Annotated in this window: 27 protein-coding genes; 7 read left to right on the top strand and 20 right to left on the bottom strand. The window is 66.2% G+C overall.

The genetic code is table 11. From position 1 onward, the window contains the following. Positions 1 to 3 precede the first annotated feature (3 nt). The 3 genes from B5D62_RS02385 to B5D62_RS02375 form a co-directional block, all read right to left on the bottom strand. Complete coding sequence (locus B5D62_RS02385; RefSeq protein ID WP_170920752.1) at positions 4 to 1,005, bottom strand: LLM class flavin-dependent oxidoreductase; 1,002 nt, start codon at positions 1,003 to 1,005, stop codon at positions 4 to 6. 13 nt (positions 1,006 to 1,018) lie between these two features. Beyond that, the gene (locus tag B5D62_RS02380) at positions 1,019 to 1,651 is read right to left on the bottom strand and encodes a nitroreductase family protein (protein ID WP_085932215.1); all 633 of its coding nucleotides are present in this window, start codon (positions 1,649 to 1,651) and stop codon (positions 1,019 to 1,021) included. An 80-nt stretch (positions 1,652 to 1,731) separates the two neighbouring features. Further along, the gene (locus B5D62_RS02375; protein ID WP_085932214.1) at positions 1,732 to 3,405 is read right to left on the bottom strand and encodes an N-acyl-D-amino-acid deacylase family protein; all 1,674 of its coding nucleotides are present in this window, start codon (positions 3,403 to 3,405) and stop codon (positions 1,732 to 1,734) included. 227 nt (positions 3,406 to 3,632) lie between these two features. Between B5D62_RS02375 and B5D62_RS34325 the strand changes: the two genes are divergently transcribed. Next, positions 3,633 to 4,310, top strand: a complete 678-nt coding sequence (locus tag B5D62_RS34325; protein WP_085932213.1) for an OmpA family protein — start codon at positions 3,633 to 3,635, stop codon at positions 4,308 to 4,310. 573 nt (positions 4,311 to 4,883) lie between these two features. On the opposite strand, the gene B5D62_RS02365 is transcribed toward B5D62_RS34325, so the two are convergent. The 3 genes from B5D62_RS02365 to B5D62_RS02355 all read right to left on the bottom strand — a co-directional run bounded on the left by B5D62_RS02365 (position 4,884) and on the right by B5D62_RS02355 (position 7,697). Beyond that, positions 4,884 to 6,659 (bottom strand): CocE/NonD family hydrolase, encoded by a 1,776-nt coding sequence (locus tag B5D62_RS02365; protein ID WP_085932212.1) that lies wholly within the window; start codon positions 6,657 to 6,659, stop codon positions 4,884 to 4,886. Positions 6,660 to 6,661: 2 nt separating this feature from the next. Further along, entirely contained in the window at positions 6,662 to 7,252 is a 591-nt protein-coding gene (locus tag B5D62_RS02360; protein WP_085932211.1) for a TetR/AcrR family transcriptional regulator, read from the bottom strand. Positions 7,253 to 7,427: 175 nt separating this feature from the next. Then, complete coding sequence (locus B5D62_RS02355; protein WP_085932210.1) at positions 7,428 to 7,697, bottom strand: hypothetical protein; 270 nt, start codon at positions 7,695 to 7,697, stop codon at positions 7,428 to 7,430. A gap of 217 nt (positions 7,698 to 7,914) precedes the next feature. Between B5D62_RS02355 and B5D62_RS02350 the strand changes: the two genes are divergently transcribed. Further along, a complete protein-coding gene (locus B5D62_RS02350; RefSeq protein WP_085932209.1) occupies positions 7,915 to 8,397 on the top strand; it encodes a hypothetical protein in 483 nt (160 codons plus the stop codon). Between the two features lie 94 nt (positions 8,398 to 8,491). On the opposite strand, the gene B5D62_RS02345 is transcribed toward B5D62_RS02350, so the two are convergent. After that, positions 8,492 to 9,079: a TetR/AcrR family transcriptional regulator gene (locus tag B5D62_RS02345; RefSeq protein ID WP_085932208.1), complete on the bottom strand. Its 588-nt coding sequence runs from the start codon at positions 9,077 to 9,079 to the stop codon at positions 8,492 to 8,494. Positions 9,080 to 9,179: 100 nt separating this feature from the next. On the opposite strand from B5D62_RS02345, the gene B5D62_RS02340 reads away from it, so the two are divergent. Both B5D62_RS02340 and B5D62_RS02335 read left to right on the top strand, forming a co-directional pair. Beyond that, complete coding sequence (locus tag B5D62_RS02340; RefSeq protein WP_085932207.1) at positions 9,180 to 9,620, top strand: PaaI family thioesterase; 441 nt, start codon at positions 9,180 to 9,182, stop codon at positions 9,618 to 9,620. Then, a complete protein-coding gene (locus B5D62_RS02335; protein ID WP_085932206.1) occupies positions 9,617 to 10,048 on the top strand; it encodes a PaaI family thioesterase in 432 nt (143 codons plus the stop codon). Before B5D62_RS02340 ends, B5D62_RS02335 begins: the two co-directional genes overlap by 4 nt. A gap of 274 nt (positions 10,049 to 10,322) precedes the next feature. Here B5D62_RS02335 and B5D62_RS02330 read toward each other — a convergent pair whose 3' ends face one another. From B5D62_RS02330 to B5D62_RS02320, 3 genes are all read right to left on the bottom strand, one after another. Beyond that, positions 10,323 to 11,798, bottom strand: coding sequence for an amidase (locus B5D62_RS02330; protein ID WP_085932205.1), 1,476 nt, complete (start codon positions 11,796 to 11,798; stop codon positions 10,323 to 10,325). A gap of 463 nt (positions 11,799 to 12,261) precedes the next feature. After that, positions 12,262 to 13,980: an N-acyl-D-amino-acid deacylase family protein gene (locus B5D62_RS02325; RefSeq protein WP_085932204.1), complete on the bottom strand. Its 1,719-nt coding sequence runs from the start codon at positions 13,978 to 13,980 to the stop codon at positions 12,262 to 12,264. 146 nt (positions 13,981 to 14,126) lie between these two features. Next, positions 14,127 to 14,636, bottom strand: coding sequence for a DinB family protein (locus B5D62_RS02320; RefSeq protein ID WP_085932203.1), 510 nt, complete (start codon positions 14,634 to 14,636; stop codon positions 14,127 to 14,129). A gap of 157 nt (positions 14,637 to 14,793) precedes the next feature. Here B5D62_RS02320 and B5D62_RS02315 point away from each other — a divergent pair, with 157 nt between their 5' ends. Further along, positions 14,794 to 15,507 (top strand): carbonic anhydrase, encoded by a 714-nt coding sequence (locus B5D62_RS02315; protein WP_218190913.1) that lies wholly within the window; start codon positions 14,794 to 14,796, stop codon positions 15,505 to 15,507. Positions 15,508 to 15,551: 44 nt separating this feature from the next. Beyond that, positions 15,552 to 16,292 carry an SDR family NAD(P)-dependent oxidoreductase gene (locus B5D62_RS02310; protein WP_085932202.1) on the top strand — a complete coding sequence of 247 codons (741 nt, stop codon included), beginning with the start codon at positions 15,552 to 15,554 and terminating at the stop codon, positions 16,290 to 16,292. Positions 16,293 to 16,313: 21 nt separating this feature from the next. Here the strand turns inward: B5D62_RS02310 and B5D62_RS02305 are convergent, their stop codons facing one another. From B5D62_RS02305 to B5D62_RS02280, 6 genes are all read right to left on the bottom strand, one after another. After that, entirely contained in the window at positions 16,314 to 17,546 is a 1,233-nt protein-coding gene (locus tag B5D62_RS02305; RefSeq protein WP_085932201.1) for an LLM class flavin-dependent oxidoreductase, read from the bottom strand. A gap of 71 nt (positions 17,547 to 17,617) precedes the next feature. After that, entirely contained in the window at positions 17,618 to 18,505 is an 888-nt protein-coding gene (locus B5D62_RS02300; protein ID WP_085932200.1) for an alpha/beta fold hydrolase, read from the bottom strand. A 24-nt stretch (positions 18,506 to 18,529) separates the two neighbouring features. Further along, complete coding sequence (locus tag B5D62_RS02295) at positions 18,530 to 18,787, bottom strand: hypothetical protein (protein ID WP_085932199.1); 258 nt, start codon at positions 18,785 to 18,787, stop codon at positions 18,530 to 18,532. A 15-nt stretch (positions 18,788 to 18,802) separates the two neighbouring features. Continuing rightward, positions 18,803 to 19,450, bottom strand: a complete 648-nt coding sequence (locus B5D62_RS33690; protein ID WP_085932198.1) for a squalene/phytoene synthase family protein — start codon at positions 19,448 to 19,450, stop codon at positions 18,803 to 18,805. Positions 19,451 to 19,472: 22 nt separating this feature from the next. Then, on the bottom strand, positions 19,473 to 19,850 hold the full coding sequence (locus tag B5D62_RS02285) for a lysozyme inhibitor LprI family protein (protein ID WP_170920750.1): 378 nt from the start codon (positions 19,848 to 19,850) through the stop codon (positions 19,473 to 19,475). A 35-nt stretch (positions 19,851 to 19,885) separates the two neighbouring features. Beyond that, positions 19,886 to 20,500 carry a LysE family translocator gene (locus B5D62_RS02280; RefSeq protein WP_085932196.1) on the bottom strand — a complete coding sequence of 205 codons (615 nt, stop codon included), beginning with the start codon at positions 20,498 to 20,500 and terminating at the stop codon, positions 19,886 to 19,888. A 108-nt stretch (positions 20,501 to 20,608) separates the two neighbouring features. Here B5D62_RS02280 and B5D62_RS02275 point away from each other — a divergent pair, with 108 nt between their 5' ends. Next, on the top strand, positions 20,609 to 20,800 hold the full coding sequence (locus tag B5D62_RS02275; protein WP_085932195.1) for a hypothetical protein: 192 nt from the start codon (positions 20,609 to 20,611) through the stop codon (positions 20,798 to 20,800). Positions 20,801 to 20,807: 7 nt separating this feature from the next. Here the strand turns inward: B5D62_RS02275 and B5D62_RS02270 are convergent, their stop codons facing one another. The 4 genes from B5D62_RS02270 to yajC are packed head-to-tail and all read right to left on the bottom strand — an operon-like array spanning position 20,808 to position 24,541. Beyond that, positions 20,808 to 21,212 (bottom strand): Mth938-like domain-containing protein, encoded by a 405-nt coding sequence (locus B5D62_RS02270; RefSeq protein ID WP_085932194.1) that lies wholly within the window; start codon positions 21,210 to 21,212, stop codon positions 20,808 to 20,810. Beyond that, positions 21,209 to 22,384, bottom strand: coding sequence for a protein translocase subunit SecF (gene secF / locus B5D62_RS02265; RefSeq protein WP_085932193.1), 1,176 nt, complete (start codon positions 22,382 to 22,384; stop codon positions 21,209 to 21,211). The genes B5D62_RS02270 and secF overlap by 4 nt, the downstream gene beginning before the upstream one ends. A 10-nt stretch (positions 22,385 to 22,394) precedes the next feature. After that, the gene (secD, locus tag B5D62_RS02260; protein ID WP_085932192.1) at positions 22,395 to 24,068 is read right to left on the bottom strand and encodes a protein translocase subunit SecD; all 1,674 of its coding nucleotides are present in this window, start codon (positions 24,066 to 24,068) and stop codon (positions 22,395 to 22,397) included. A 47-nt stretch (positions 24,069 to 24,115) separates the two neighbouring features. Beyond that, positions 24,116 to 24,541 carry a preprotein translocase subunit YajC gene (gene yajC, locus B5D62_RS02255; RefSeq protein WP_085932191.1) on the bottom strand — a complete coding sequence of 142 codons (426 nt, stop codon included), beginning with the start codon at positions 24,539 to 24,541 and terminating at the stop codon, positions 24,116 to 24,118. Between the last annotated feature and the right edge of the window lie 126 nt (positions 24,542 to 24,667).

Here is a 24,667-nt window from a genome sequence, read left to right as displayed (position 1 = left end):
AGGTTACCTCACCTGCTCGACGACGCGGCCCAGCCGCTCCAGCGTGCGCACGGCCGTCTTCTGATCGAGGCCGGGCCATTGCACGCGCAGCAGCAGGTGGTTGGCGCCGGTGCGCTCGCCGAAGCGGCCGATCCGGTCGACCACCTCGCTCTCGGAGCCGATGATGAATCGCTGGCGGGCGAAGGCGTCGAAGTCGCCGCGGATGCCGGCCGCCGGCACGAAGCCCGAGTCGCCGCCCCAGCTCGCATAGGCCTCGTACTTGAAGGCGAGCGGCTCGCGCACCTCGTCGAGCGCATTTCCCGTGCCGCTTCCGACATGGCATTCGCGGATGACCGGGAACTCGGTCGCCGCCGGCAGGTCGAGGGCCGCTCGCCGATCGCGGAACAGGTGGCCGAGCCGGCCGACCTCCTCCTCTGTCACCATCGGCGAGGGCATCCAGGCATCGGCGAGACGGGCGGCGCGCTTCACCGCCACCTCGACATCGCCCGCCATCCAGATCGGCGGACCGCCCGGCCGTTTCGGCTTGAGGCTCGCCTGCACACCGCTGATCCGATGGAACTGGCCCTGATACTCGACGACGTCGTCGCGCCACAACTTGCGGATCACCTCGACGCCCTCGATGAAGCGCGGCACGCGCTCCTTGAAGGGAACGCCGATCGAATCGAACTCCTCCTGGCGATAGCCCAGGCCCAACCCGATCACGGCATTGCCGCCGGTCAGCCAGTCGAGCGTCGCCGTCTCCTCGGCGACGATCACCGGATTGAGCAGCGGCAGCAGCAACAGGCCCGGCCCCAGCATCATGCCGTCGGCCTCGGCCGCCAGCCGTGCCAGCAACGGCATGGCCTGGAACATCTGCAGCGGGCTCGACACGAAGTGCTGGCCCACCATCAGCGAGGCGAGCCCGCTTGCCCGGGCGACCCGCGTCTGCTCGATCAGGTTGGCGAGCTCGGGCCCGAGATCCGCACCTTGCCGCCATTGCGTCGCCATGTAGAGACCGAGCTTCATCGCCGGTTCTCCGTCACGTCCCGCCGCGATACGGCTCGCCCCAGCGATCCTGATAGACGACCGCCTCCAGCGCCGCGCGCTTGACCGGCCCGAACTTGCCCATCGGATAGCCGATCGGAAGGATGGCATAGGACTGCACGCCGGGTGGCAGACCGAGCGCCGCCTCCGCTTCCTTCTCGTAGAAGAGATGGCGCGTCGTCAGCGTGGCGCCGAGCCCGAGGGCGCGCGCCGCCAGCAGCATGTTCTGCACCGCCGGATAGATCGAGGCGCCGGAGGCGCGACCGGGATGGGGATCGTCCACCAGGCAGGCGACGATCCAGACCGGCGCCTCGTGGAAATGATCGGTGAGATAGGACACGGCCTCGAGCTGGCGCAGATAGCGCTCCTTGCTCACGCCCGGCGGCGGCTCACTGGTGCGATAGCGCGGCCCGATCCATTCGTCGAAGGCGCGCTTGTACCAGACCTGCACCCCTTCCTTGATCTTGCGGTCCTTGATGACGAGGAAGCGCCATTTCTGCGTGTTGCCGCCGCTCGGCGCGCACGTGCCGGCCTGCAGGATGCGCTGGATCAGCGCGTCCGGCACCGGGTCGGGCTTCAGCCGCCGCATGGCGCGGCACGATTCCATGATCTCGAACAGGTCCGGCATCCACTTCTCCTACGGCGATCGCCTTCCAGGACCGCGTCATGATCGCGAGCGGGCCAGAGGCCCGCAGTCCGCCAAGACTCCTACCCGCGCAAGACTACTCCCGCCCGCGCCTCGTTGAGCTTGCCCTGCTCCCAGGTCACGGCGCCGTTGACGATCGTGTATTCGACGCCGCGCGAGGGCATCACCATGCGCTTGGCGCCGCCCGGCAGGTCGTAGCGCCGCTCGCCGTGATTGCTGGAGCCGATGGCGGCGGGATCGAAGATCGCCACGTCGGCCGGCGCACCCTCGACGAGGCGGCCGCGATCGGCGAGACCGAACAGATCGGCCGGATCGGAGGTGAGCTTGCGCACGCCCTCCTCCAGCGTGATCGCCTCCTTCTCGCGCACCCAGGTGCCGAGCAGGTAGGTCGGGTAGCCGGCATCGCACAGCATGTCGACATGGGCGCCGCCGTCGCCCAGGGCCATCAGGATCGCCTTGTTGTTGAGGAGCTCGCGCATGCGGTCCTCGCGCGTGTTCCACGACGCCATGGTGAGCTCGCAGTCGAGATTGTCGGCCAGCACCGTGTCGAGGAAGGCATCGACGCCGTCCTTGCCCTGCTCCTGCGCGATCTGCGCCACCGACTTGCCCTCGAGCCCCTTAAGCGCCGGATTGTGGACGGTGTGCACCGCGATGCGGCCCCAGTTGCTGAAGCCGGTTGGGTTCTTGAGGTCGTGGCGGAAGGCGTTGCGGAAGGCCGGATCGGCATAGACCGTCTTCTGCGCCGCCTTCGACGTGTCGGCGAACACGCGCTTCCACGACGGGAAGGCGGCGAAGGAAAAGGGATTGTCCATGTTGACCTCGCGCGTCAGCGGCAGCGGCGAGGTCTGCGGCCGCGCGCCCTTGGCGATCATCGGCGCCGCGCGACGCAGCGTGTCGCGCACCGCCTCGGGGATGTCGTCGCGATCGAACAGGGCGATGAAGGTGACCGGCCGCCCGCTCTCGTCGAGCAGGAAATCCAGCAGTTCGCACTGGTCCTGCTCCAGCACGCCGACCTGGCGCGTGAGCGCGATCTCGATCGCGCCCTTCCCACGCGCCTTCAGGACGTTGGCATAGGCCTTCATCTCCTCGCGGCTGGCATTGCGGCAGGCGAGCGGCTTGCCCTCGAATCCCATGTGCTGGTTGAGCGTGGTCGAGGAAAAGCCGAGCGCGCCGGCATCCATCGCCTCGCCGATCAGGCCGGCGATGCGGGCCGTCTCCTCGGCCGTGGCGGCGCGTTCCATCGAGGCCTCGCCCATCACGTAATGCCGAAACGGGGTCAGCGGCGCGATGAAGGCGAGGTTGAGCGACGGCCGGCGGGCGGCGGCCGCATCCATGAACTCGGGGAAGGTCTCCCAATCCCAGGTGATGCCCTTGTCCAGCACATCGAAGGGAATGCCCTCGACATTCACCAGGTCGCGCATGGCGATCTCGCGCGTCTCGGGCTTGCAGGGCGCGATGCCGACGCCGCAATTGCCCATCACCACCGAGGTGACGCCATGCCATGACGACGGCGTCACCGCGCCGTCCCAGCAGATCTGCGCGTCGTAGTGCGTGTGCGGATCGACGAAGCCCGGCGTCACCACCAGCCCATGGGCCTGGATGGTGCGCGTCGCCCCTTCCGTCACCTTGCCGATGGCAGCGATCCTGCCGTTGGCGATGGCGATATCCGCCTGGTAGCGCTTCTTCCCTGTCCCGTCGACGACGGTGCCGTTCTTGATCAGGAGATCGTAGGCCATTCCACTCCTCCCTTACGGTGTTGGGGAAAGCCTACCCTTCCCTGCCGGCACGACGCATGCCCAAAAGCGCAGACGAGCCATGTCCGGCGTTCGATGCGGACCAGCGCACTAGCGCTAACTGCGCTAACCGCAATACCGCGACGTGCCGGCTGTGATTTCTGGCGCTATAAACTCGCCACATTATCCACCCATCAATAACTTGCTATTTTCGCAATACCCATATATAGATGAACGCGAAAAGAACATCAACCTCGAGCGCATCACTCGGGTTGGCGGCGAGTGCCGGGCTCCTCGAGCCTGAGACCAATGATACGGAGGTCAAACGGATGCTGAATGGTGCAGCTGTTTCTCTTGTCCCCCTTAGAAGATACTCGCCCTGTTGGACTCTACTGCTAAAAGCGGCTTTTAAGGCCAATTGGATGTCGAAATCGGCATTCCTCGTCGCAACCCTTTGTCTTGTCGCTTATAGGTCCTCTTGGGCAAACGATCTGGTGGACGTGCCTCCGCCCGCACCCTCCAGCTGCCCAAACCTGATGGTCTTCTTTCCCGAAGGAGCGGCCACGCTAGCTGCCACGCAGCTGAACTATCTTTCTTATCACGTGGCCGCGGCACGAGGATGCGACTACTACTTTAGCCAGCAATATCTACTTGATAGTCCATCGAACCGAATCTGTGTCGAAGGACACACGGACGATGTCGAAGCACATAGCGCCAATCCAAATCTGAGCCAGAAAAGAGCCGAAGTCGTTTCTATCGTTCTTGTAGAAGCCGGCGTGCCGAGGAAAAGCATCGTCATATCTGCGCTACACAACCACCAACCATTGACCATTGCCCGCGGCCACTCGGAACAGCTGAATCGGCGTGTCGTGATTAGGGCTTGCACTCAAGCGGACCGTCTTCCTTAGAAAAGCTCTACATTCGAGAAGTGGGCTTATTGCATAGACGGCTGACAGGTAGTGCGTCCAATGCCTCAGTTAGTTGTCCGATTCCGTACCTGCATCCGGTGAATGTGCCATCGACTGACTAAGCAGCGAGCACAGCCATGATAGGGGCAGAGCACAATCCAGACTGACGAGGCAAAACGAATGGAGTCGAGAGGAATTGGGCCCGCTACGACTCCCGCCAGATGATGCTGATCTGGACTCTAGGCCAGATCCCAGACCGTTCCAACATTGCTGAACCGAAGAACTTCCCGACCGAGTAGCGTCGCCGGCTCCGCGGCTTTTGTCGACGTGGCTGCGGGAGCGAGTGTGAGAACCGTGGCCACGACAACACGGAAGCGCTACCCGGACAGCCGAAGCCACTCGGATATCGATGGGGGGATGCCGCTGCATCGAAGCAGCCTCTACGATCTGTACGTTGTGACCAGCCGGTTTTCCCATCACCTGCCAATCGCTCATTGTGTCTCAGGACGATAATCGACCGGCAGTTGCTGCGCCAATCTCCCAGTAGCCCGAGTGCTCATGGGATCGTGGCTCTCAGGTCGTCGGGACCTCCGCCACCTTCAGATACGTCCCCGCCCCGTAATGCAGCGTGTTGCGGGCAAAGTACGGCGGTCCGGGCATGTCGAAATGCACGTAGCCGTGGCTGACATCGCTGCGGAGAAGGTCGAGACGGCTTGCCACGTCGAGGCGCAGGCGGTCGCCGGGTTGAAGCTGGGTCGGGCCGGGCGTGAGGCTGAAGGTAAGCGGCACGGGCACACCGGGCTGCAGCGGCTCGCGCACGGAGGTGTCGTGCACGATCTCGCACGCCGTGTCGCGCGCGGGATCGCGCCGGCGGCGGGCCGGGCTCATGGCACCGAGCGACAGCAGGTGATAGCTGCCATCCCTGGCGACGCGGCCGAGTCGCGCGACGAGGTGGGAGTCGATCTCGTTTGAGCTGAAGGACAGCGTCAGCGACACAGGCCCGGCCAGCCGCATCGGCCGCTCCGCGGTCATCTCGTAGGTGAGGCGCTGGTTGGCGACCTCGTCGAAGCCGCCCAGCACCGGCAGGCCGAGCGGCACCGCTGCCCAGCGGTTCTCGCCCTCCCCCGGTTCCTCCGCCAGCCTGTGCGTCGCCGCATCCTGGCCGCCGGAGGCAAGATAGAAACGCCGCTCCATCGCCTCCGGCACCGGGAAATCGGCCGCGCCGGCAAACAGATCCTCGCCTTCCAGCCAGTAGCGCACCGGCGGCTGGGCGGCATAGCCGTTGTCCGTGCCGTGCAGCACATGGTCGAAGAAGGCCAGCGCCTCCAGTTGCCAGGCATAGACCGGCAGCTCGTAGCGCGGCGGCGCCAGGATCATCCATTTGCGGTCGGTCGGCGTGGCCGCGTTCTGGAACAGGTCGTAGGTGCCGAACTGGTGCAGGTTGAAGTAGCCCAGGTTCTGCACCACGACGAAGGGGATCTCGATGGCGCCGAGCTGCCCGGTCGGACCGGATTGCAGCGAGCAGGTCTCGCGCGATTTCGAATCGAGCATCCAGTTGGCGTACATCTCGCGCACGGCCTTGACCGGCGTCTTGGCCATGAAGGCGCGGTAGATCGCATCCACCCGCTTCATCATGAAGGGCTGCCACAGCCGCTTCAGCGGCGAGTTGGTGACGTGGCTGAGCAGCGCGCGCACCACCGGCGGCACGCGCAGGTCGTACATGGCGCGCGTGAAGTTGGCGCCCATCCACAGATTGCAGAAATAGAGGTTGGGCACGCCGCCGAACTGCACCAGGTGGCGGAAATAGTCGGTGCAGATCTCGTTGCAGAAGAACGCCTTCAAGGCCGGCGGTCGACGCACCGCGACCAGCGGCTGGCTCATGCCGTAATAGGACGTGCCGAACAGCACGACGCGGCCGTCGCACCAGGGCTGGGACGCGGCCCAGGCGATGCAGCGCTCGTGATCGTCGACGTCCTCCGGCGACAGGAACACGGCCTGCTCGCCGCCTGAGCGACCCATGCCGCGGCGCATCACCACGACCTGCCCGTAGCCGCGGCCGGTGAAGACGGGCGGCGAGCCGATCTCGTTGCTGCCGGTCGGCATGCCGGCCGTATGAAGCTCGCGCGTATAGGCGGCGAACTGGACGATCGCCGGATAGCGTCCGGGTGCGCGCGGCACGTAGACATCGGCCGAAAGCGTCACGCCGCCCGCCACCTCGATGCGCTGGTCGGCGAGCAGCCGGCAGCCGAGCCCCTGCGCGGCGGATCGCGTGGGCTGCCAGCCGGCAAGCTGCTCGTGCCGCAACTCCGGCGCCTTGATCGGGATGAGATTGTCGAGCCACGCCCCCATGATCACTCCTCTCCGGCGCCGCCGGCATCGTTGCCGTCGCCCGACGCCGCGGCGGCGAACAGGCGAAACATCTCGTCCAAAACCTGCTTGTTGAGCTTGCGGCCCGGGGTCGGCCCCAGCGCCACGCCGATGATGGCAAGGCCCGTTCCGAGGGCATGCAGCAGCGCCACCTGCGCCGGCGTCGCCTCGAGGCCGGCGCTCGCCAGCAGGGCGGCGCTGTGCCGGCGCATGGCGACCACCAGGCGGTGATAGAGATCGCGCAAACCCGGCTCGGCATCCGCCGCCAGCACCAGCGAGACGAGGACGCGCGTGTTCTCGGTATTGGCGAGCGCACGCACCAGGCGGGCGACCCGCTCCTCGTACGGCAGCGACTCCGTCATGGCGCCGCCGAGATTGGCCTCCTGCCCGGCTACCGCCGCCTCCAGCACGCCGCGCACTAGATCGGCCCGGGTCGGGAAGTAATAGGTCAGATGGCTTTGCGACAGGCCGGCCGCCTTGGCGACGCGCGGTTGCGTCAGACCGGCCAGCCCCTGCGCGCGCAGGATACCGATCGCCGCCGTCACTATCCGCTCCCGCATGTCCGCCGGGTTCATGCTCGGCCTCTTGGTTGGTATACCTACCAAATCACAAGATGCCGCGATGGGCAAGCATCGTCGACGGCGGGGCAGATCGCAGCGTGCTTCGCTCGCCTGGGATCACAGCGTCGCGGTCACAGTCTCGCCGGTGCGTTGCCCTGCATCGTCACCGGCACGCCAATCCACTTGCGTCTTAAGGCTCGGCCCGGTCGCGCAGTGTATGGGCGTCGGACGCATTCAGCGTGAGGCCGTAGAAGTCCTTCAGTATCTTGATGCGCTCGCGCGTGGCGGGGCTGAAGGCATCCTTACCCTCGAAGGCATTCAGCAGAACGCCTTCCACCAGGTCGCCCAGGCTCATGTCCAGGTACTCAGCCAGGCCCTTCGCGACCTTGAGTATCCGCTTCTCGATGCGAACGCCCGTTTGCACGCGCTCGACAATCTTCTCGTCCGACTCTGACTTCATGGCAGATTCCCCTGAACCGAGGGCGGCGGTCGCCGGCCTCGTGCCCTTCCCGATCTTTGCCCCGCTTTGCTTGAACACCGGAGGCGAAGGCAATCACTCTTTCTGATCATTGACGTTATTTTGGTACATTGGTACCAATGTACAAGACCCGAGCGGATGGCTAACCGAGCGATCGCTCCTGCCGGTCGGGCCGACCCTTTGCGAACGAGTGACCATCATGAGTGCCGTCATCAGCCCCCGTGTCCGCCCTGATCACGCCGAGATCGTCGAAGTCGGCGAAGGGTTCCTGGCGCGGACGTTTCCACCGTCGCGCTATCACCATCGCGAACACCTCATCATGGCGACCTATCTGCTCGTGCGGTATCCGGAGCGCGACTGGCGGGCCGAGCTTCCCGATCTGATCCGCCGCTACAACGTCGCCTCCGGTGGCGTGAACGACGACACGCGGGGCTATCACCACACGATGACGATGGCGTTCCTGACCCTCGTCGAAGGCGTTCTTGCCGGAGTGGGCCACGAGGATGTGGTTTCCGCCTGCAACGCGGTGCTGACCTCGGTGGCGGCCGAACGGAATGTCCTGCTGCGCTTCTGGAGCCGCGAGCTATTGTTCTCCCGCGACGCACGGCTAGGCTGGGTCGAGCCCGATATCGGCGCCATCGACCCACACACCATCGACACACCCGCCATCGGCGCTTCATGAGACCATGCCGGACGGCCGATCGCCCGATTGTCCGCTCGCGGCGCTTCGCCGTCGCAGACCGGCGATCGTCTGCGCCGGGGGCGAGACAGCTCCGTCAACGGCGCCCAGTCCGGCTTCCGTCGAACAGTGCTCGCAATTCGATTGCCGCCTCCTTCAGCGGCGTGTCGTCGCCGTTGACACGGCACTGGATCAGCGCGCCCTCCAGCGCGGCGATGGCGAAGCGGGCCAGTGACGCGGCGCGCTTTGGCGCGATGCCGCTCCGACGCGCCGAGTCAGCGATGATCTCGGCCCAGGCGGCGAAAGCCGCTTGGCCAGCATCGCGGATGGCGCCGTGCTCGGGCACGGTCTCCAGCAGCGTCGTGGTGATGGGGCAGCCGTCGCGATAGCCCGACTTGCGCATCCAGCCGGCCAGCAGCGTGAGGTAGCGCTCGAGCAGTTCGCCTGGACTCGATGCTTCGGCCGCCAGCGTGCGCAGTGTCGCGGCCACCGTCTCGCCCGCGCGCTGCACCGCCTCGGCGCCGATCTCGGCCTTGCCGCCGGGGAAGTAGTGATAGAGCGAGCCTTTCGGCGCGCCGCTGGCCTCGAGGATTTCGGCCAGGCCGGTCGCTGCGTAGCCCTGCTTGCGGAAGAGCGTGACGGCACTGCCGAGAAGGGCATCGCGATGCTTGCGGGGTGGGGCCACGGTCGAGGTTCCGGTATAAGGGGAGGTCGGAATCTATATAGACTGGTCTATATGAGTCCGTCCATACTTCGCGCCAATCTACTGGCGAAGGAGAGGACGGATGAGCGACCGGGTGCCGGCGGGCTTTGCGCCCCATTTCAAGAAGAGCGGCCTGACCGATCCGTGGGAACCGCTCTATTCGCGGCGCACCGCGGACGCCGTGTTCATCGGCCTGCGCGCGGGGCCGGCGCACGCCAACTCGCGCGGCTTCGTCCATGGCGGGCTGGTCACGGCGCTGGCCGACAACGCCATGGGATTGAGCTGCAAGCTCGGGCTGGGCGAGGAGACGGGACTGGTGACGGTCGGTCTCTCCGTCGATTTCATCGCGACGGCGCGGCTCGGCCAGTGGCTGGAGATCCGGCCGGTGGTGATGAAGGCCGGCCGCACCCTCTCCTTCTGCACCGCCACCATCCATGCCGACGACACGCTGTGCGCGCGCGCCAACGCGACCTTCCAGGCGGTGCGCTCCCCGTCGTCAGTGACTGCGGCGGCGGCGTCATGACGGAGGACACGCTCCTGGCCGCGTTGCGCGCGGTCAACGACCGGGCGGCCTTCAACCGCTGGGCCGGATTCACCGTCGCGCAGGCCGCTCCCGGCGAGGCGGAACTGACGATCGAATGGCGCGAGGCGTTCGGCCAATATGCCGGCTTCCTGCATGCCGGCCTGATCGGCGCCCTGCTCGATACCGCCTGCGGCTTCGCGGCCTTCACCGAGGTCGGGCCGGTGCTGGCGTCGCACTTCGCGGTGAACTGCCTGGCGCCGGCGGTCGGCCGGCGCTTCGTCGCGCGCGGCCGCGTGGTGAAGGCCGGCCGCAAGCAGGTCTTCACCACCGCCGAGCTTCTGGCGGCACGGGACGACCGCCTCGACCTGGTGGCGACCGGCGAGGCCCTGCTCGTCCCCGTGCCGGCCGCAAGCAAAGAAGCGCCCTGAGTCCTCTCCGCCGTGCAGCGGGAACGAGCGTCTTCGATTCAAAGGTCCTCTCCGCCGCATAGCGGGGGAGAGGAAGGGACCCGTTGCACCGCAACGGGGAGGTGAGGTGGTCGGTGTTGCAGAGGCGATATCGAGGGGGCGGACGGAAAGACCCACCTCACCCTCCCCACGCTCACGCGTGGGTCCCCTCCCTCTCCCCCCGCTACGCGGGGCGGAGAGGGCTCTTTGCACACGTCCTCTCAGCCGTACAGACGCGCAGAGAAGGCTTTCGATCTCAGACCGCCGTCACATGCACGCCGGGTCGCTTGCCGTCGTTCCACTTACCGCCAAGGGCGCGTTCGATCTGAGCGGCGAGCTGGAGCAGCAGGCCATCGTTGGCCTGCTTCGCCTGGGCCTGGATGCCGAGCGGCAGGCCGTGCTCGTTGGTGGCGAGCGGCATCGACAGCGCGGGGATGCCGCACAGGTTGGACAGCGGCGTGAAGGCGAAGTTGCGCCACAGGTTGCCGAACCAGTCGAGCACGGAGGGATTGTCGCTGATGGTGAGATATTCCGTCGTGCCTACCTTGGGCGTCGGCAATGCGGTGATCGGCGTCAGGATGATATCCCACTCCTCGAAGAAGGTACCGAAGCCGCGCGACGTGGTGTTGAACACCGCCTGCATCTGCGCCCGCTCGGTGAAGCTCGTGTTCCGGCCGGCCTCCCAGATGCGGATGTTCACCGGCTCGATCAGGTCGGCCGGCGGCCGCTCCAGCCCGCGCGCCGCCAGCATGTTGTTGATGACCTGCGCGAAGTTGCTGATGTAGCAGGTGGTCTGGGCGGCGAAGGCGGCACGATAGTCGATGGCGGGTTGGGCATGGCCGACATGATGGCCGAGACCTTCGAGGAAGCGGCCGACGCGCTCCAGCTCGGCGGCGATGTGCGGCGTCGCGGTATAGTCGCCCCACTGGTGCGACAGCGCGATCCGCAGCTTGCCGGGATCGCGCTTGATCAGTTCCATGTAGGGCTCCGGCGCGGTCCAGTAGGGCATGAATTCGCCCGGCGCGCCGCCGCGGCAGGCATCGACGAAGGCGGCGGTGTCGCGCACCGTGCGCGACTGGCAGCCCTGGATCGAGACCAGGCCGGTGAGATCGGACAGGTGCGGCGCGATCGAGAAGACGCCGCGCGAGACCTTGAGGCCGATATTGCCGTTCACGCCCGCCGGGATGCGGATCGAGCCGCCGCCATCGGTGGCATGCGCGATCGGCACCACGCCCGCCGCCACCATGGCGGCGCTGCCGGCCGAGGAGCCGCAGGTCGTGTAGTCGGTGTTCCAGGGATTGCGCGTGACGTAGACGGCGGGATTCTCGGCCGAGCTGCAGACGCCGAATTCCGGCGTCGTGGTGCGGCCGATCAGGTTGAGGCCGGCCTGGCGCATCTTTCCGGTGAGGAAGGTGTCGGCGGCGGCGCGGTTGCCGCGCATGAACAGCGAGCCCTGCTCCTGCAGGCGGCCCTTCATCGTGGGCCCGAGATCCTTCATCAGGAACGGCAGGCCGGCGAAGGGACCGGCGAGATTGGCGCCATCCTTGGCCGGATCGGCGATCACATCCTCGAACAGCTCGACGACGCCGGAGAGCCGGGAATCGACCTTGGCGACGCCTGCGGCCGCCTGCCGCGCCAGCTCGGCCGGCGTGACCTCGCCCTTCCTCACCCGCTCCGCCAGCGCCACGCCATCCTGCTGCGCCCACTCGTCCCAACTCATCGGCAAAGTCATGCGATCCGTTCCCTCAGTGCGGGCCGCACCTTAGTTTCGCACCGCACCGAGTCAACGGATTGAGCGTGCAGGGCCGTGCAGTTTGGAGATATCCGGTCTCGGCGTGGCCGCCGTTGCCAACAGCGGCGTCATCCGGGGTCAAACCCAGTGTCTTCCTGAGTGCAGCGAAAAGTCCTTGGCCAGCACAGCGAAAGATCCTTCGCTGCGCTCAGGATGACACCGTTTTCTGTATCGACACAGAGCACCAGCCGCTTAGTGGTGTCATCCCGAACGCAGTGAGGGATCCTTGGTCGGCGCCAGCCAAGAACTTTCAGCTGCGCCTATGATGACACGGGGCGCGGAGCGAAGGGAGTGAATTGCCGGATCGCGCGCGACTCCAGTCGCGCTCATCAGGTCTCGCAACATGAATGAAGAGCGCCACTGGAGTGGCGCGCTCCAAGGGGGCCGAGGGTGCGCCCCCAGCCTACCCTGCCAGACGGCCCTTCATGACCTGGCCGTTGAACACGCCGGTGGCCTCGCCGTTCTCGAAGGCCACGGCGCCGTTGACGACGGTGGCGCGGATGCCGTCGGCCTTCTGCACCAGGCGGCGCGCGCCGCCCGGCAGGTCGGTCTCGACGGTCGGCAGGCAGGGGCGGATGCGGTCTTCCTCGAACAGCACGAGATCGGCCTTGTAGCCCTCCCGGATCAGGCCGCGATCGCCCAGCTCCCAGGCCGCGGCATTGTCGTGGGTCAGCTTGCGGATCGCCTGTTCGAGCGTGAAGGCGCCGCGCTTGCGCACCCAGTAGCTGAGGAAATGCGTCTGCAGCGACGAGCCCATCTCCTGGCAGACATGGGCGCCGGAGTCGGAGAAGGTGGCGAGCGTATGCGGATGCTTGAGGATGCCCAGCACGTCGTCCGGCTGCTCGTTGACCAGCGGCTGGACATAGATCTGGTTCTCGTCGGCCAGCGACAGGTCGATCATCACCTCGACGGGATGCTGGCCGCGCGCGCGGGCGAGCTGATCGACGGTGGGGTCGTCCCAATCGACGCCCTTGAGCGCGAAGAGATTGGCATAGTCCGGCTTGCGCGGATCGGTGGTGGCCGCGCCGCCGCCCTGGAAGGTTTTATCACGCGGCTTCATCCTCGCCTCGGCCTCGACCAGCGTGCGGCGGACGGCGGGATCGCGCAGGCGCCGCTTCTGCTCGTCGAGCGGCAGGGCGCGGATCGGCTTCCAGTCCGGCAGAACGTCGAACGGCAGGTAGGATTTCAGCGAGAAGATGGCGTTGATCGAGCGCGTCGTGCCCTGTCCGAACATGCGCCCACCGGCGGCGATCGTATCGTCGATGTACCGCGTCTGGTAGTGCCAGGGGTTGGGATCGTCGCCCTGCTTCGTCGCCAGCACGCCGAACATGACTGGTCGCTTCGTTGCCAGCGCCACCCGCCGCAGACGATCGAGGAAGGCGCGGTGCGCGGCGCCGCTGCCGATGTCGGGGCCGACCTGGAAGATACCGGCATCGAGCTCGGCCATCGCCGCGACGATGCGGTCAATCTCCTCCCAGTCGGCGATGCGGCTGGCGACCGGCGTATCGTCGGGCGTCACGTGCGTCGGCGCGCGCGAGCTCGAGAAGCCGAGCGCGCCGGCCTTCAACGCCTCCTGCACCAGCAGCGCCATGCGGCGCATGTCGTCCTCGCTCGCCACTTGCTCGAGCGCGCGCTTGCCCATGACGTACATGCGCAGCGCCGAATGGCCGATATACATGCCGTAGTTGATCGCCTTGGGCAGGCCCTCGACGGTGGCCATGTAGTCGGGGAAGGTTTCCCAGTTCCAGTCGATGCCGGCCGCCATCGCCTCGGTCGGGATGTCCTCGACCGCCGACAGGCAGCGCGCGTACCAGTCGCGATCGGCCGGCTTGCAGGGCGCCAGCGCGAAGCCGCAATTGCCCATCACCACCGACGTGACACCGTGCCAGCAGGAGCAGCTTCCCAGCGGATCCCACGCCACCTGCGCATCCATATGCGTGTGGCCGTCGATGAAGCCGGGCGAGACGATCAGCCCGTCGGCATCGATGGTGCGGCGGGCCGGTTCGGCGAGACGGCCGACGGCGGCGATGCGGCCATCGCTAATGCCGACATCGGCGGTGACGCGCGGCGCGCCCGAGCCATCGACCACGGTGCCGTTGCGGATCAGAAGATCGTAGGCCATCCGTTTCCTCCGTATTCGCCTTCTTTTGGCCGCAGCCTACGCGCGCGCCGCCTGCAGCGCCACAAGCGGACGCACAGCGGATGAGAGTCTCGCCTGTCGATCTGGATCGAAAGGCTGGATCGGAGGAGCAGCCGCGGCGGAACCGGTCAGCACAGCGTCTTGAGGAAATCCGGGAGATCGCCGGCCGGCATCTTGGCCGGCACTTGGAAGAACATCTCGGCCACCCAGCCGCGATGGAAGGTGGCGTGGTTGACGACGTGCCGCAGCATGTCGGCACGCGTCATGGCGCTCTTCTCGCCGCTGATGAAGGTGAAGGGCACAATCTCCGCCAGCGTCTCCTCGCTCTGCGCCTCGGCCCAGTCGATGTACCAGCGGTCCATCGCCTGCTGCGCGCTCCACAGATCCTCGAGCCTGGGATGCAGGACGCCATTGCGCGCCGTGAAGCCATGCGGCCGTCCTTCGAGATGAGCCTGCCAGATCAGGTCGACCACCAGATTATGATTGAGCGTGCCGATCATGCTCTTGAACAGCGTCGGCCGCTCCTTCTCCGCCTCGCCCGGCGGCAGCGCCGCGACGGCCTCGAAGGTCAGGCGATCGGCCCACAGCCGATACTTCGCCAGGGTCCGCACGCTGTCCAGGTTCGCCGTCGTCTGCATGGCACCGCCTTCGATGTTGCAGTCCCGAGGTAGCACGGCAGGACCTCTCGCGGCTGTCACGACTGTGTCAGCGATGATGCCGCCGGTCGCGGCCGGGCGTCATGACTTCATCGTCAAATCGAGGCATGGTGCGCCGGCATACGGAGGGGAGAATACGATGATGTGTCCGGAGTGCGCCCGCCTGGGACGGCGGCACCTGCTGTCGCTTGCCGGCCTGGCCGCGGCGGCGGGAGTCGCGGCGGTTGCGGCCCGTCCGCGCCCGGCCCTCGCCCGCACGACGCTGGCGGCCGACGAGGCGTTGGCGAAGCTCAAGGCCGGCAACGACCGGTTCGTGGCAGCGCCGCAGCTTTGCGCCGCCAACCTTGCCAACAACCGGACGGCCGTGGCGCCGGCCCAGTCGCCGTGGGCGACGGTGCTGACCTGCTCCGACAGCCGTCTGCCGCCAGAGCTGATCTTCGGCGGCCTCGGGCTGGGCGAGCTGTTCGTGACCCGTACGGCCGGCAACGTCGCCGACCCGGCCGTGGTGGGAACGATCGAATACGGCGCCGAACATCTCGGCTCACCGCTGGTCGTGGTCATGGGCCACAATCGCTGCGGCGCCGTGCAGGCAGCCTGCGCCCAGGTGCAGAAGCCGAGCCCGCTGCCGGGGTCGATCGGCGTGCTGGTGGACCAGATCGTGCCGGCGGCGCGCGCCGAACTGGGCAAGCCCGGCGACTTCATCGAGAACGTGGTGCGCGCCAATGCGCGGCTGACCGCCGAGCGCATCGGCCATGACAGTCCCGTCGTCCACGAACTGGCCCACGAGGGCAAGGTCAAGGTGGTCGCCGCGCGCTACGATCTCGACAGCGGCCGCGTCGAGTTCCTGGGCTAGGCGGTCGCGGCCGCAGCGATCGCGGCAGGTCGGAGGTCGACAGAATGAAGATCGTGGTCGTGGGCGCGACATCGGCCATCGCCGAGCATTGCTGTCGTCTGTGGGTCGCCCACGGTCCGGTGGAACTGATCTTGCTCGTGCGCGATCTCGCCAAGGCGGAGCCGATCGCAGCGAATTTGCGGGCGCGAGGTCCGAGTTCGACGGTCGCCGTGGTGAAGGCCGACTTCCACGATCCGGCCGCGACCGCCGCGCAAGTCGACGCAGTAGCGGCCTCGGGGCCGGTCGACCTGGCGCTGATCGCGCAGGGTTGGCTGGCCGACCAGTCGCTTTGCCAGCAGGATCTCGCGATGCTGCGCGAGTCGCTCGAGATCAATGCCGTCTCGCCGACCCTGTTCGCCGAGGCGTTCGCGGCGCAGTTCGCGCGCCAGGGCCGCGGCACGCTGGGGATCATCGGATCGGTCGCGGGCGATCGCGGCCGCAAAGCCAATTACAGCTACGGTGCTGCCAAGGGCTTGCTGGCCCGCTATGCCGAAGGCCTGCAGCATCGCTTCGCCGGCAGCGCGGTGCGCGTGGTGCTGATCAAGCCCGGCCCCACCGTCTCGCCGATGACGGCCGCGCGCAGCGTTCGCGGCATCCGGGTGGCGCCGACGGAGGATGTCGCACGCACCATCGTCGCCGGTCTCGCGCGCGGCAAGGCGGTGGTCTACGCGCCGCCGGTCTGGCGTCTGATCATGCTGGTGGTGCGGCACCTGCCGCGCGTCATCTTCAACCGGACGTCGATCTGACGCCGATCGGTCCGGCCGAGACTATCCCCGCTTCGCCGCCGCTTCCTTCTCGGCCATCTTGGCCTTGAGCTGGTCGGGCGTGAGGCGGACGATGTGCTCGTTCTGGTGGCTGTAGATGTCGTAGGGTTTGACGTCGAGGTCCTCCAGCACGATCTCGCGCGCCAGCACCTTCTGCTTCCAGGCTACGTGCTCGGCCTCGGCAGCATGGAACTCCGGCATCACCTCACGAGCGAACAGCTCCAGCGAGTCGCAGATGTCCTGGTGGCTGGTCTTGCCAGCTTGATTCAGCAAGATCACCTGATCGACTCGGCTCTGCTGGAACTGGCGCAGCTTGCGGCGGATCGTTTCGGGCGAACCGATGAGGCCCGACTCCAGCGCCTTCTTCTCCTCCGGTCCGCCCTTCCAGCTCTGATACTCCTTCCACAGATCCGACGTGCCCGGCGCGTCGACGCCTTTGCGGCCGTAATAGGAGAGCGCGAAGATGAAGAAGGTCCAGCCCGCCGCCTTGGCTTCGGCCTCGGCATCGGTCGGCGCGCACATGAAGCCCGACACCATCGCGACGTTGGGATTGCTCGGATAGTCGGTGAGCTTGTTCTGATTGTTCAGGAGGTTGTTGTAGTACTTGTGCACCCAGGCGCGCGCGGCCTCCGGGGTGACGAAGGTGAAGCCGAGCGCGCCCATGCCCCACTCGCCGGCCTTGCCGATGGTCTGGATGTTGGAGCAGGCCACCCATAGCGGCGGATGCGGCTTCTGGAACGGCTTCGGGATCACGTTGCGGGCCTCGAAGTCGTAATACCGGCCGTGAAACTCCCAGCTCTCGCGGGTGAACATCGGGACGATAGCCTTCACGGCCTCCTCCCAGCGGTCTCGCTTGTCGCGCACCTTGATGTTGAAGGGATGCAATTCCGCCGGCCCGGCCGCCTCGCCCATGCCGAGCTCGACGCGCCCGCCTGACAGCAGATCGAGCGTGCTCACCTTCTCGGCGACGCGGTGCGGCTGATTGGTGGTGAGCTGGATCACGCCATGGCCGAGCCGGATGTTCTTCGTCCGCTGGCTGGCGGCGCCGAGAAAGACTTCTGGCGCCGAGGAATGGGAATATTCCTCGAGGAAATGATGCTCGACCTCCCAAGCATAGTCATAGCCCAGGCGGTCGGCGAGCTCGATCTGCGTCAGGGAGTCCTGCAGCAGCTGATACTCGCTGCTCGATCCCCACGGCCGCGGCAACTGGTGTTCGTAGAAGATTCCGAACTTCATGGACCTTTCCTCCGTCAGGAAAGGTCCCTCGCGGCACAGGCCGTGACAAGAGTCGCGGCGGAAGGATCCGCCTAGGAAGCCGCCTTGCAGAACCCGCCGATGCGATCGACCAGCGTCGGAATCAGTTCCTTCGGGAAATCGTGACCCCAGCCGGGATAGGTATCGATCGCCGCCCCCGGCACCAGCCGCGCGACATCGCGGCCGCATTCGACCGGCAGCAGCGGATCCTCTTCGCCATGCAGCACGAGAGTCGGCACCTTGACCGTCTTCAGCATCTCAACGCGATCGCCCGAGGCGATGACGGAGAGATAGTGCCGCGCCGCTCCCTCGGGATACCAGCGGCGATCGACATTGCGCTCGACGAAGGCGCGCAGTTCCGGCTCAGGCATGGGATAGGCAGGGCTGCCGATGACGCGGCGCAGCTTCATGCCGTGCAGCACGCGATCCTCGCGGGTGTTGCCCTCGGGCTGCGAGCCCAGCATGGCCAGCGCCTCGGGCTTGCCGGGCGGCAGGCCGGGCCGCCCGCTGGTCGAATAGATCGACACCATGGAACGCGTGCGCTCGGGATATTGCGCCGCCAGGATCTGAACGATCATGCCGCCCATCGAGGCGCCCACCATATGCGCACGGTCGACGCCGAGGGCATCCAGCAGGCCGACGGCATCGGCCGCCATGTCCTTCAGGTGATAGGGAGAGTCGACCTTCTGGCCGCTCATCACCTTCTGGATCGCGTCCGGAATGTTGGGCAGACCCCAGGCGCCGAAGTCGCTCGACAGGCCGACATCCCGATTGTCGAAGCGGACGACGTGAAAGCCCTTCGCGGCCAACCCCTCGACCAGGGAATCCGGCCAGATGGTGAGCTGGGCGCCGAGGCCCATGACCAGCAAGAGGGTGGGATCGTTCCTGTTGCCGACCGCCTCGTACTCGATCTCGATACCGTTCGCCTTGACCTTCGCCACGTCGATCCCTCCTGTTTGCCGTCGTCAGACGGCATCCTTGCGCTGCTGCGCCAGCCAGGCAACGCGCGCGATCGCGACGCTCCAGGCAGCCTCCTGCGTGGCATAGGCAACGCCGGAATGATAGGCAACCGGTGTCCAGCCGCCGCGATCCTCGACATCGCGGCGGAACTCCTCGAAGCCGAAGCTGCCGTCGGGCCGACGGAACAGGTCGACGCAGCGATCGTGCTCGTCGTTCTCGATGCTGTCGAACACGATCCACGATTTGTCGATGCGTCGCGACATGCCCTCTTCCCGTCGTCAGTACCGGCCACGTCGCGCCGCCCACCAGTAGGCTAGCGGCTTTCGCCAGGCACTGAGATTGCCCGTGAGCGACAGGGCGGGCAACAGGATCGGCAAGGCGGCTCGGTCGATTTCGGCGCGGCGCGCTCGCGCCTGCCGCACCATGTCGTCGCGCTCCGGCCCCTCGCCCATCAGTCCAGCCGCCGCCACCGTCCGCACCGCCTCGCGCGTTGGACCGTCCTCTATGCCCAGCACCCCCAGCTGCAGATCTGCCAGGGCGCGGCCCGTACGCAAGACATCGAGAGGCCCCTCGACCTCCTCGGCACGGGCATCGATCAAGGCAATAAGCGCTTCGGCGGCGAGGCCGTGCCGGCGCGCCGTCTCGCTAAGCGCCTCGACCACCGGCTGGGCCCGCGGCTTGCCGGCTCCGGCCGCCTCATTTGCCGCCTCCCGCCACCATTCGAGCCGGATCTCGGCCAGCATCGGTTCGCGCGTCACGAGCCGCGTGCGCGCGAGTTCGTGATCGAAGGCCAGCAGCGCGAGCAGGTCACTGCGTGCCGGCTCAGGGGCGAACAACGCCGCCAGAAAACGGTCGCGATCCACCGATCGCACCGTATCGAGCACGTAGCGATGGGAAGCCTCCGGGGCGCGATAGCCGGCATTCATGGCTTAACGACGAGGGCCTGGTTCAGTGTACGCAGGAAAGATCGCCTTCCTTGCAGTTGAGCTGCTCTTCGAGATCCTTGGTGCGCTGGCGGATCAAACGCGCCTGGCAATAGGCCACGAGCATGCCGTGAATCGATCCGCCGGTCGTTCCATCCGTCTCGAACGCGCATTCCTCCTCCAGAAACCGGAGCCATGTCAGCTCGGCCTTGCGAAGCCGCTCCCGGCTTTCATTCGGAAGCTTGGCCATCAGGCGTGAATAGACGGCGTTCAGTTCCTTGTCCGCCATCTCGCGCTCGCGTCCAGCCTGCGCGTTCAATTCCATCTGGCTTTGGGCGAAAGCCGGGACGGCGTGCCACGAAATCGCAACGGACAACGCAAGGACGATGGAAAGGATACGCACGTCATCAATACTCTCAGCAATCCGCGTCGACACTCTCATGGCTTGCGAGCAAGCGCCAATCCCACGCCGGCCCCGACCAGCAATCCGCCGGTCACGCGATTACGCAAGGCGGCGCGCGCCAACAGGAGCTGACGCGCCCGACCGGCCATGATCGCCCAGACACTGTCCAGCATAGCCGCCTCGACGATGAAAGTGCCCGCAAGCAGCAGGAGCTGGCGCGCCACATCTCCTTCCGGCACCACGAACTGAGGGAGGAAGGCACCATAGAACAGCAGGGTCTTGGGATTGGTGATGCCGACGAGCAGCCCGCGCATGAAGATCGTCCGACCGGAACGGGCTTGCGGCGCCGTACGCGACAGATCCGCTGCCGGCGCTCGCCAGGCCCTGATGCCGAGCCATACGAGATAGACCACGCCCGCCCATCGCAGCCAATCGAAGGCCGCCGCCAAGAGACTCAGCGTGGCGGTCGCGCCGGCCACGAACAGCGACAGTTGCAGCACGATGGCGCTGCTCGTGCCTGCGACGGTCAGCAGTCCGAAGCGCGTGCCGTGGGCAACACTGTTGGCCACGATGAGCGCGACGTTTGGGCCGGGAATGAGGATCAGCACGGCCGTCGCCACGATGAAGGCGAGATAGAGTTCGAGCGGCATGGTTGTCCGATGATAGCGCAGCCGATCGCAGGCGTCTTTTGCCCATGACAGGCAGGGACGACACGTGCAAAAAGTCCAGGGGCCGTCCGATCGGACGGCAGGGGGAGCATGAACAAGGATCCGAACCGGTACTGGTGGATGTCGCTTGTGCTCGTCGTGGTCTGTACGGGCGGCTTCTATTATTTCGAGCGGACGATGTTTCCAGCCAGCAACGGCCTCGTCGGCTGCATCGTCGGACTGGCGCTGGGGGGCGCCCTGGCCGCCCTGCTCGAGGATTACTTCGACCAGAATCCGCGCTAGCGGCAGCTCAGAGCGGGATCAGCGCAGCCGCCACGCGGCGACCCTCGGACACCAGGACGTTGTATATCCGGCAGGCCGAGCCGGTATCGACCACCTCCAGCGCCAGGCCAAAGGCCTTGAGCTCGGCGCGAAGCGGCGGCGGGATGAAGACGGCACGCGCCCCGCAGCCCAGGACCAGCAGCTCGGCCGGCGCCTCGCCCTCCCGGAGAAAGCCGAGATTGGCGACCGCGACCTGTTCTGCCCGTGTGACGCCCCAGCCTACCGAACCGACCGGAGTGACCAGGACGGGTTCACGCCATTCCCGCTCGCTGATGACGAAACGGCCCGGCCCATAGGTCCGGATGACCTGTACCTGCGCCGGATCGGGCGCCGGCAGGACATTCTCGTCGTCAACGCGACGCGGCGGCTTCATGCCTTCGCCTTGGCGCCCTCTTCCTCGTGCCGGAGCTGCTCGGGCCGGAGCTTCATGAAGACCAGGCCCGCGCAAGCGATCCAGATCGAAGAATAGGTGCCGACGATGACGCCCCACAGCATCGCGATCGAGAAGCTGTAGAGCACCGGTCCGCCGAAGATAACCAGCGCCGCCACCGCGACGAACACCGTGACCGAGGTCATCAGCGTACGCGACAGCGTCTCGTTGATGCTGAAGTTCAGCAGCTCGATCAGGTTCATTTTCTTGTAGCGGCGCAGGTTCTCGCGCACGCGATCGAACACCACGACCGTGTCGTTGATTGAGTAACCCGCGATGGTCAGGACGGCGGCCAGTGCGGTCAGGCTGAAATCGAGTCGGAACAGCACGAAGATGCCGATGGTCGAGATGACGTCGTGCGCCATCGCAATCAGCGCCCCGAGACCGAACTGCCACTCGAAGCGGAACCACATGTAGGCGACGATCGCCACCATGGTGGCGAGCACGGCCATCACGCCGCTATGCATCAACTCGGCGCCGACCTTGGGACCGACCGATTCGGTGCTGCGGATGTCGTACTGACCGCCGATGGCGTCGTCGATGACCTTGATCGCCACCTGCTGGCACCATTCGGCGCGCTGTTCCGGCGTCATGTCGATCTTGACGGTATTGACGTTGTTGCGCGGCAGTTCCCGCTCCAGCACGGTCAGTCCGACGCGGCTCACCGCATCGCGCCAGCCCGATGCATCGAGCGGCCCCGGGGACGTGAAGAGGACGTCGCCGGTGCCCTCGGCGCCCGGCTTGACGCTCCAGCCGGCACCGGCGCGATGGGTCATCACGGCGTCTGCATGGGCCACGCAGGCATTGTTGCCTTCCTGCCGCTGCACGCGGATCAGGGCGGTGCGGTCATCGCCGAAAGACTGCAGCGATACCTCGCCGAGGCCGAGTGCGCCGGCCGTGGCGCGCAGGTTGTCGAGATGAATCGTGCCTTCCTTGGCGCGAACCTGGATCGCGATGCCGCCTTGGAAGTCGATGCCGAAGTTGAGGCCGAAGACCGCCAGCCCCACCAACGACAGGACATTGATCAATGTCGACAGCCCGAGCGCCAGATACCGCTGGCTCATGAAGTCGAACTTGGTGTTGCGGGGAACGAGATGCAGGGGTTTCCAAAGCATGGTGCGGCCCTCAGAGCACGAGTTCGGTGGGCCGCCGCCAGCGCATCCAGGTCGCCAGCAGCATGCGGGTGAAGATCGTCGCCGTGAACAGATGGGTCAGCAGGCCGAGCGAGAGGGAGGTCGCGAAGCCGCGGATGGGACCGGAGCCGAAACCGAACAGCAGCACGCCGGCAATCAGTGCCGTCAGATTGGAATCGATCACGGCGGCAAGCGCGCGCTCGTAACCCGCCGTCAGCGCCCCGAGGGCGGAACGGCCCACGTCGCGCTCCTCGCGCACGCGCTCGTAGATCAGCACGTTGGAATCCACCGACATGCCGACGGTCAAGACGAGACCGGCGATACCCGGCAAGGTGAGCGAGGCACCCAGGATCGACATGCCGGCCAGCACCAGCAGCAGGTTCACCGCCATCGCGAGATTGGCGAAGCCGCCGAACAGCGGACCGTAGGTGATGAACATGAAGGTCATGACCAGGAGCGTGCCGACCACGGCAGCAACGGTGCCGGCGTGGATGGCGTCGGCGCCCAGATCGGCGCCCACCGTACGCTCCTCGATGATGGTGAGCGTCGCAGGCAGTGCGCCGGAGCGCAGCAGCAGCGCCTGTTCCTGGGTCTGCTGGGTGGTGAAGGAGCCTGTAATGATGCCGCTGCCGCCGCAGATAGCGCTCTGCACGACCGGCGCGCTGATGATCTCGTTGTCGAGCTGGATGGCCAACCGCTTGCCGATGTTCTGGCGCGTCGCCGCACAGAAGGCGCGGCCACCGGCGGCGTTGAAGGTGAAGCTGATGATCGGCCGACCACCATTCTGCTGGCTCTCGAACGTCGACTTGGCGTCGTCAAGATCCTCTCCACCGACGATCACACGCTTCAAGATCGGCAGGCAAGGCACTTGAAATCGCTTGCAAATCTGGTCGGGTGTCAGCCGCGGATTGGCTTTCTGAATTTCCTCGAAAGCCTTCGGATTGGTTGCCCGTAGCGCCTGCATCCCCTCTCGTGTCGGGACTAGCGAGGTCGTCGGCGGCAGCGGTGCCGAAGGATTCTGGAGTGTCGCGGCCACATCCTCGTTGACGAGGTGGAAGGTGAGTTTGGCCGTCTGGTTGATCTTGCTCTTGAGGTCGGTCGTGTCCTTGATGCCCGGTACCTGCAGGAGGATGCGGTCGTCGCCCTCGCGCACGATCGTGGGTTCGATGGTGCCGGTCTCGTCCACGCGCCGACGCAGAATCTCGATCGACTGATCGATCACTTCCTTCTTTTTCGCGGCCAGATCCTGGTTGGCATAGGCGAGATCGAGGCTGGTCCCGGCGCCGCCGATGGTGAGCGTCGGATCGGCCGCACGTACCGCCTCGACCGCGGTGGCTCGCTGGGCCTCGTCCCGCAGCTGTATGGTGATGTGGCCGTTCGGCTCGACGGCAACATCCTTGAACGCGACCTGCTTCTTGCGCAGTTCCGACCGGATCGAATCGGAGACGTTGGTCAGCCGCTCGTTCATCACCCCGCGGAGATCGGCCTCGAGCAGAAAGTGAGCGCCGCCGCGCAGGTCGAGGCCAAGATTGATGCGGTTCTGCGCATACCACTTGGGCAAGGCGTCATCGATCGACTCCGGCAACACGTTCGGGAGCGCAAACAGCGCGGCACATGCCGTGAAGAGAATGATGGCGATGGTTTGCCAACGCGGAAGGTTGAGCATCCGGGACTACGCTCCTGCGGCCTTGCCTCGATATATAGGTCTGTCGCCTACTTCTTGCCGAACAGCCCGCCCAGCAGGCTCTTGCCTTGCGGCGCCGGAGCGGCAGGCGGCAGCATCGGCTTCTCGTCTTCCTCGCTCTCCTTGCTGCCGCGGACCGATTCGCCGCGGGTCAGGATGTCGGTGATGGTCTGCTTGATGACGCGGACGCGCACGCCCTCGGCGATCTCGACCTGCAGTTCGTTTTCGCCGATCACCTTGGTGACCAGGCCGATGATGCCGCCGCCCGTGACCACGCGATCGCCGCGTTTGACGCCGCCCAGCATTTCCTTCTGGGCCTTGAGCTTCGCCTGTTGCGGGCGGATCAGCAGGAAGTAAAAGACGATGAAGATGAGAACGAGCGGAAAGAGCTGCACCAGGAAATCCGAGCCACCGCCCGCGCCAGCGCCCTGTGCCCATGCCTGGGATATAAACATCGTCTGCTCCGATTCTTTCTTCCGGCCGTCGAAAAGCGCGCGGACTATAGCGGCCTACGCCCGCTTTGCAACGCAAGGCCTGGGCGATATGGTCGCTCCCTTTTTCAGCCTCCGACCTGCTTTGGG

This window comes from Enhydrobacter aerosaccus, assembly GCF_900167455.1.
Taxonomy (GTDB): domain Bacteria; phylum Pseudomonadota; class Alphaproteobacteria; order Reyranellales; family Reyranellaceae; genus Reyranella; species Reyranella aerosaccus.
The sequence above is the reverse complement of the archived record's forward strand: the minus strand, read 5'-3'. Positions and strand labels throughout refer to the sequence as shown.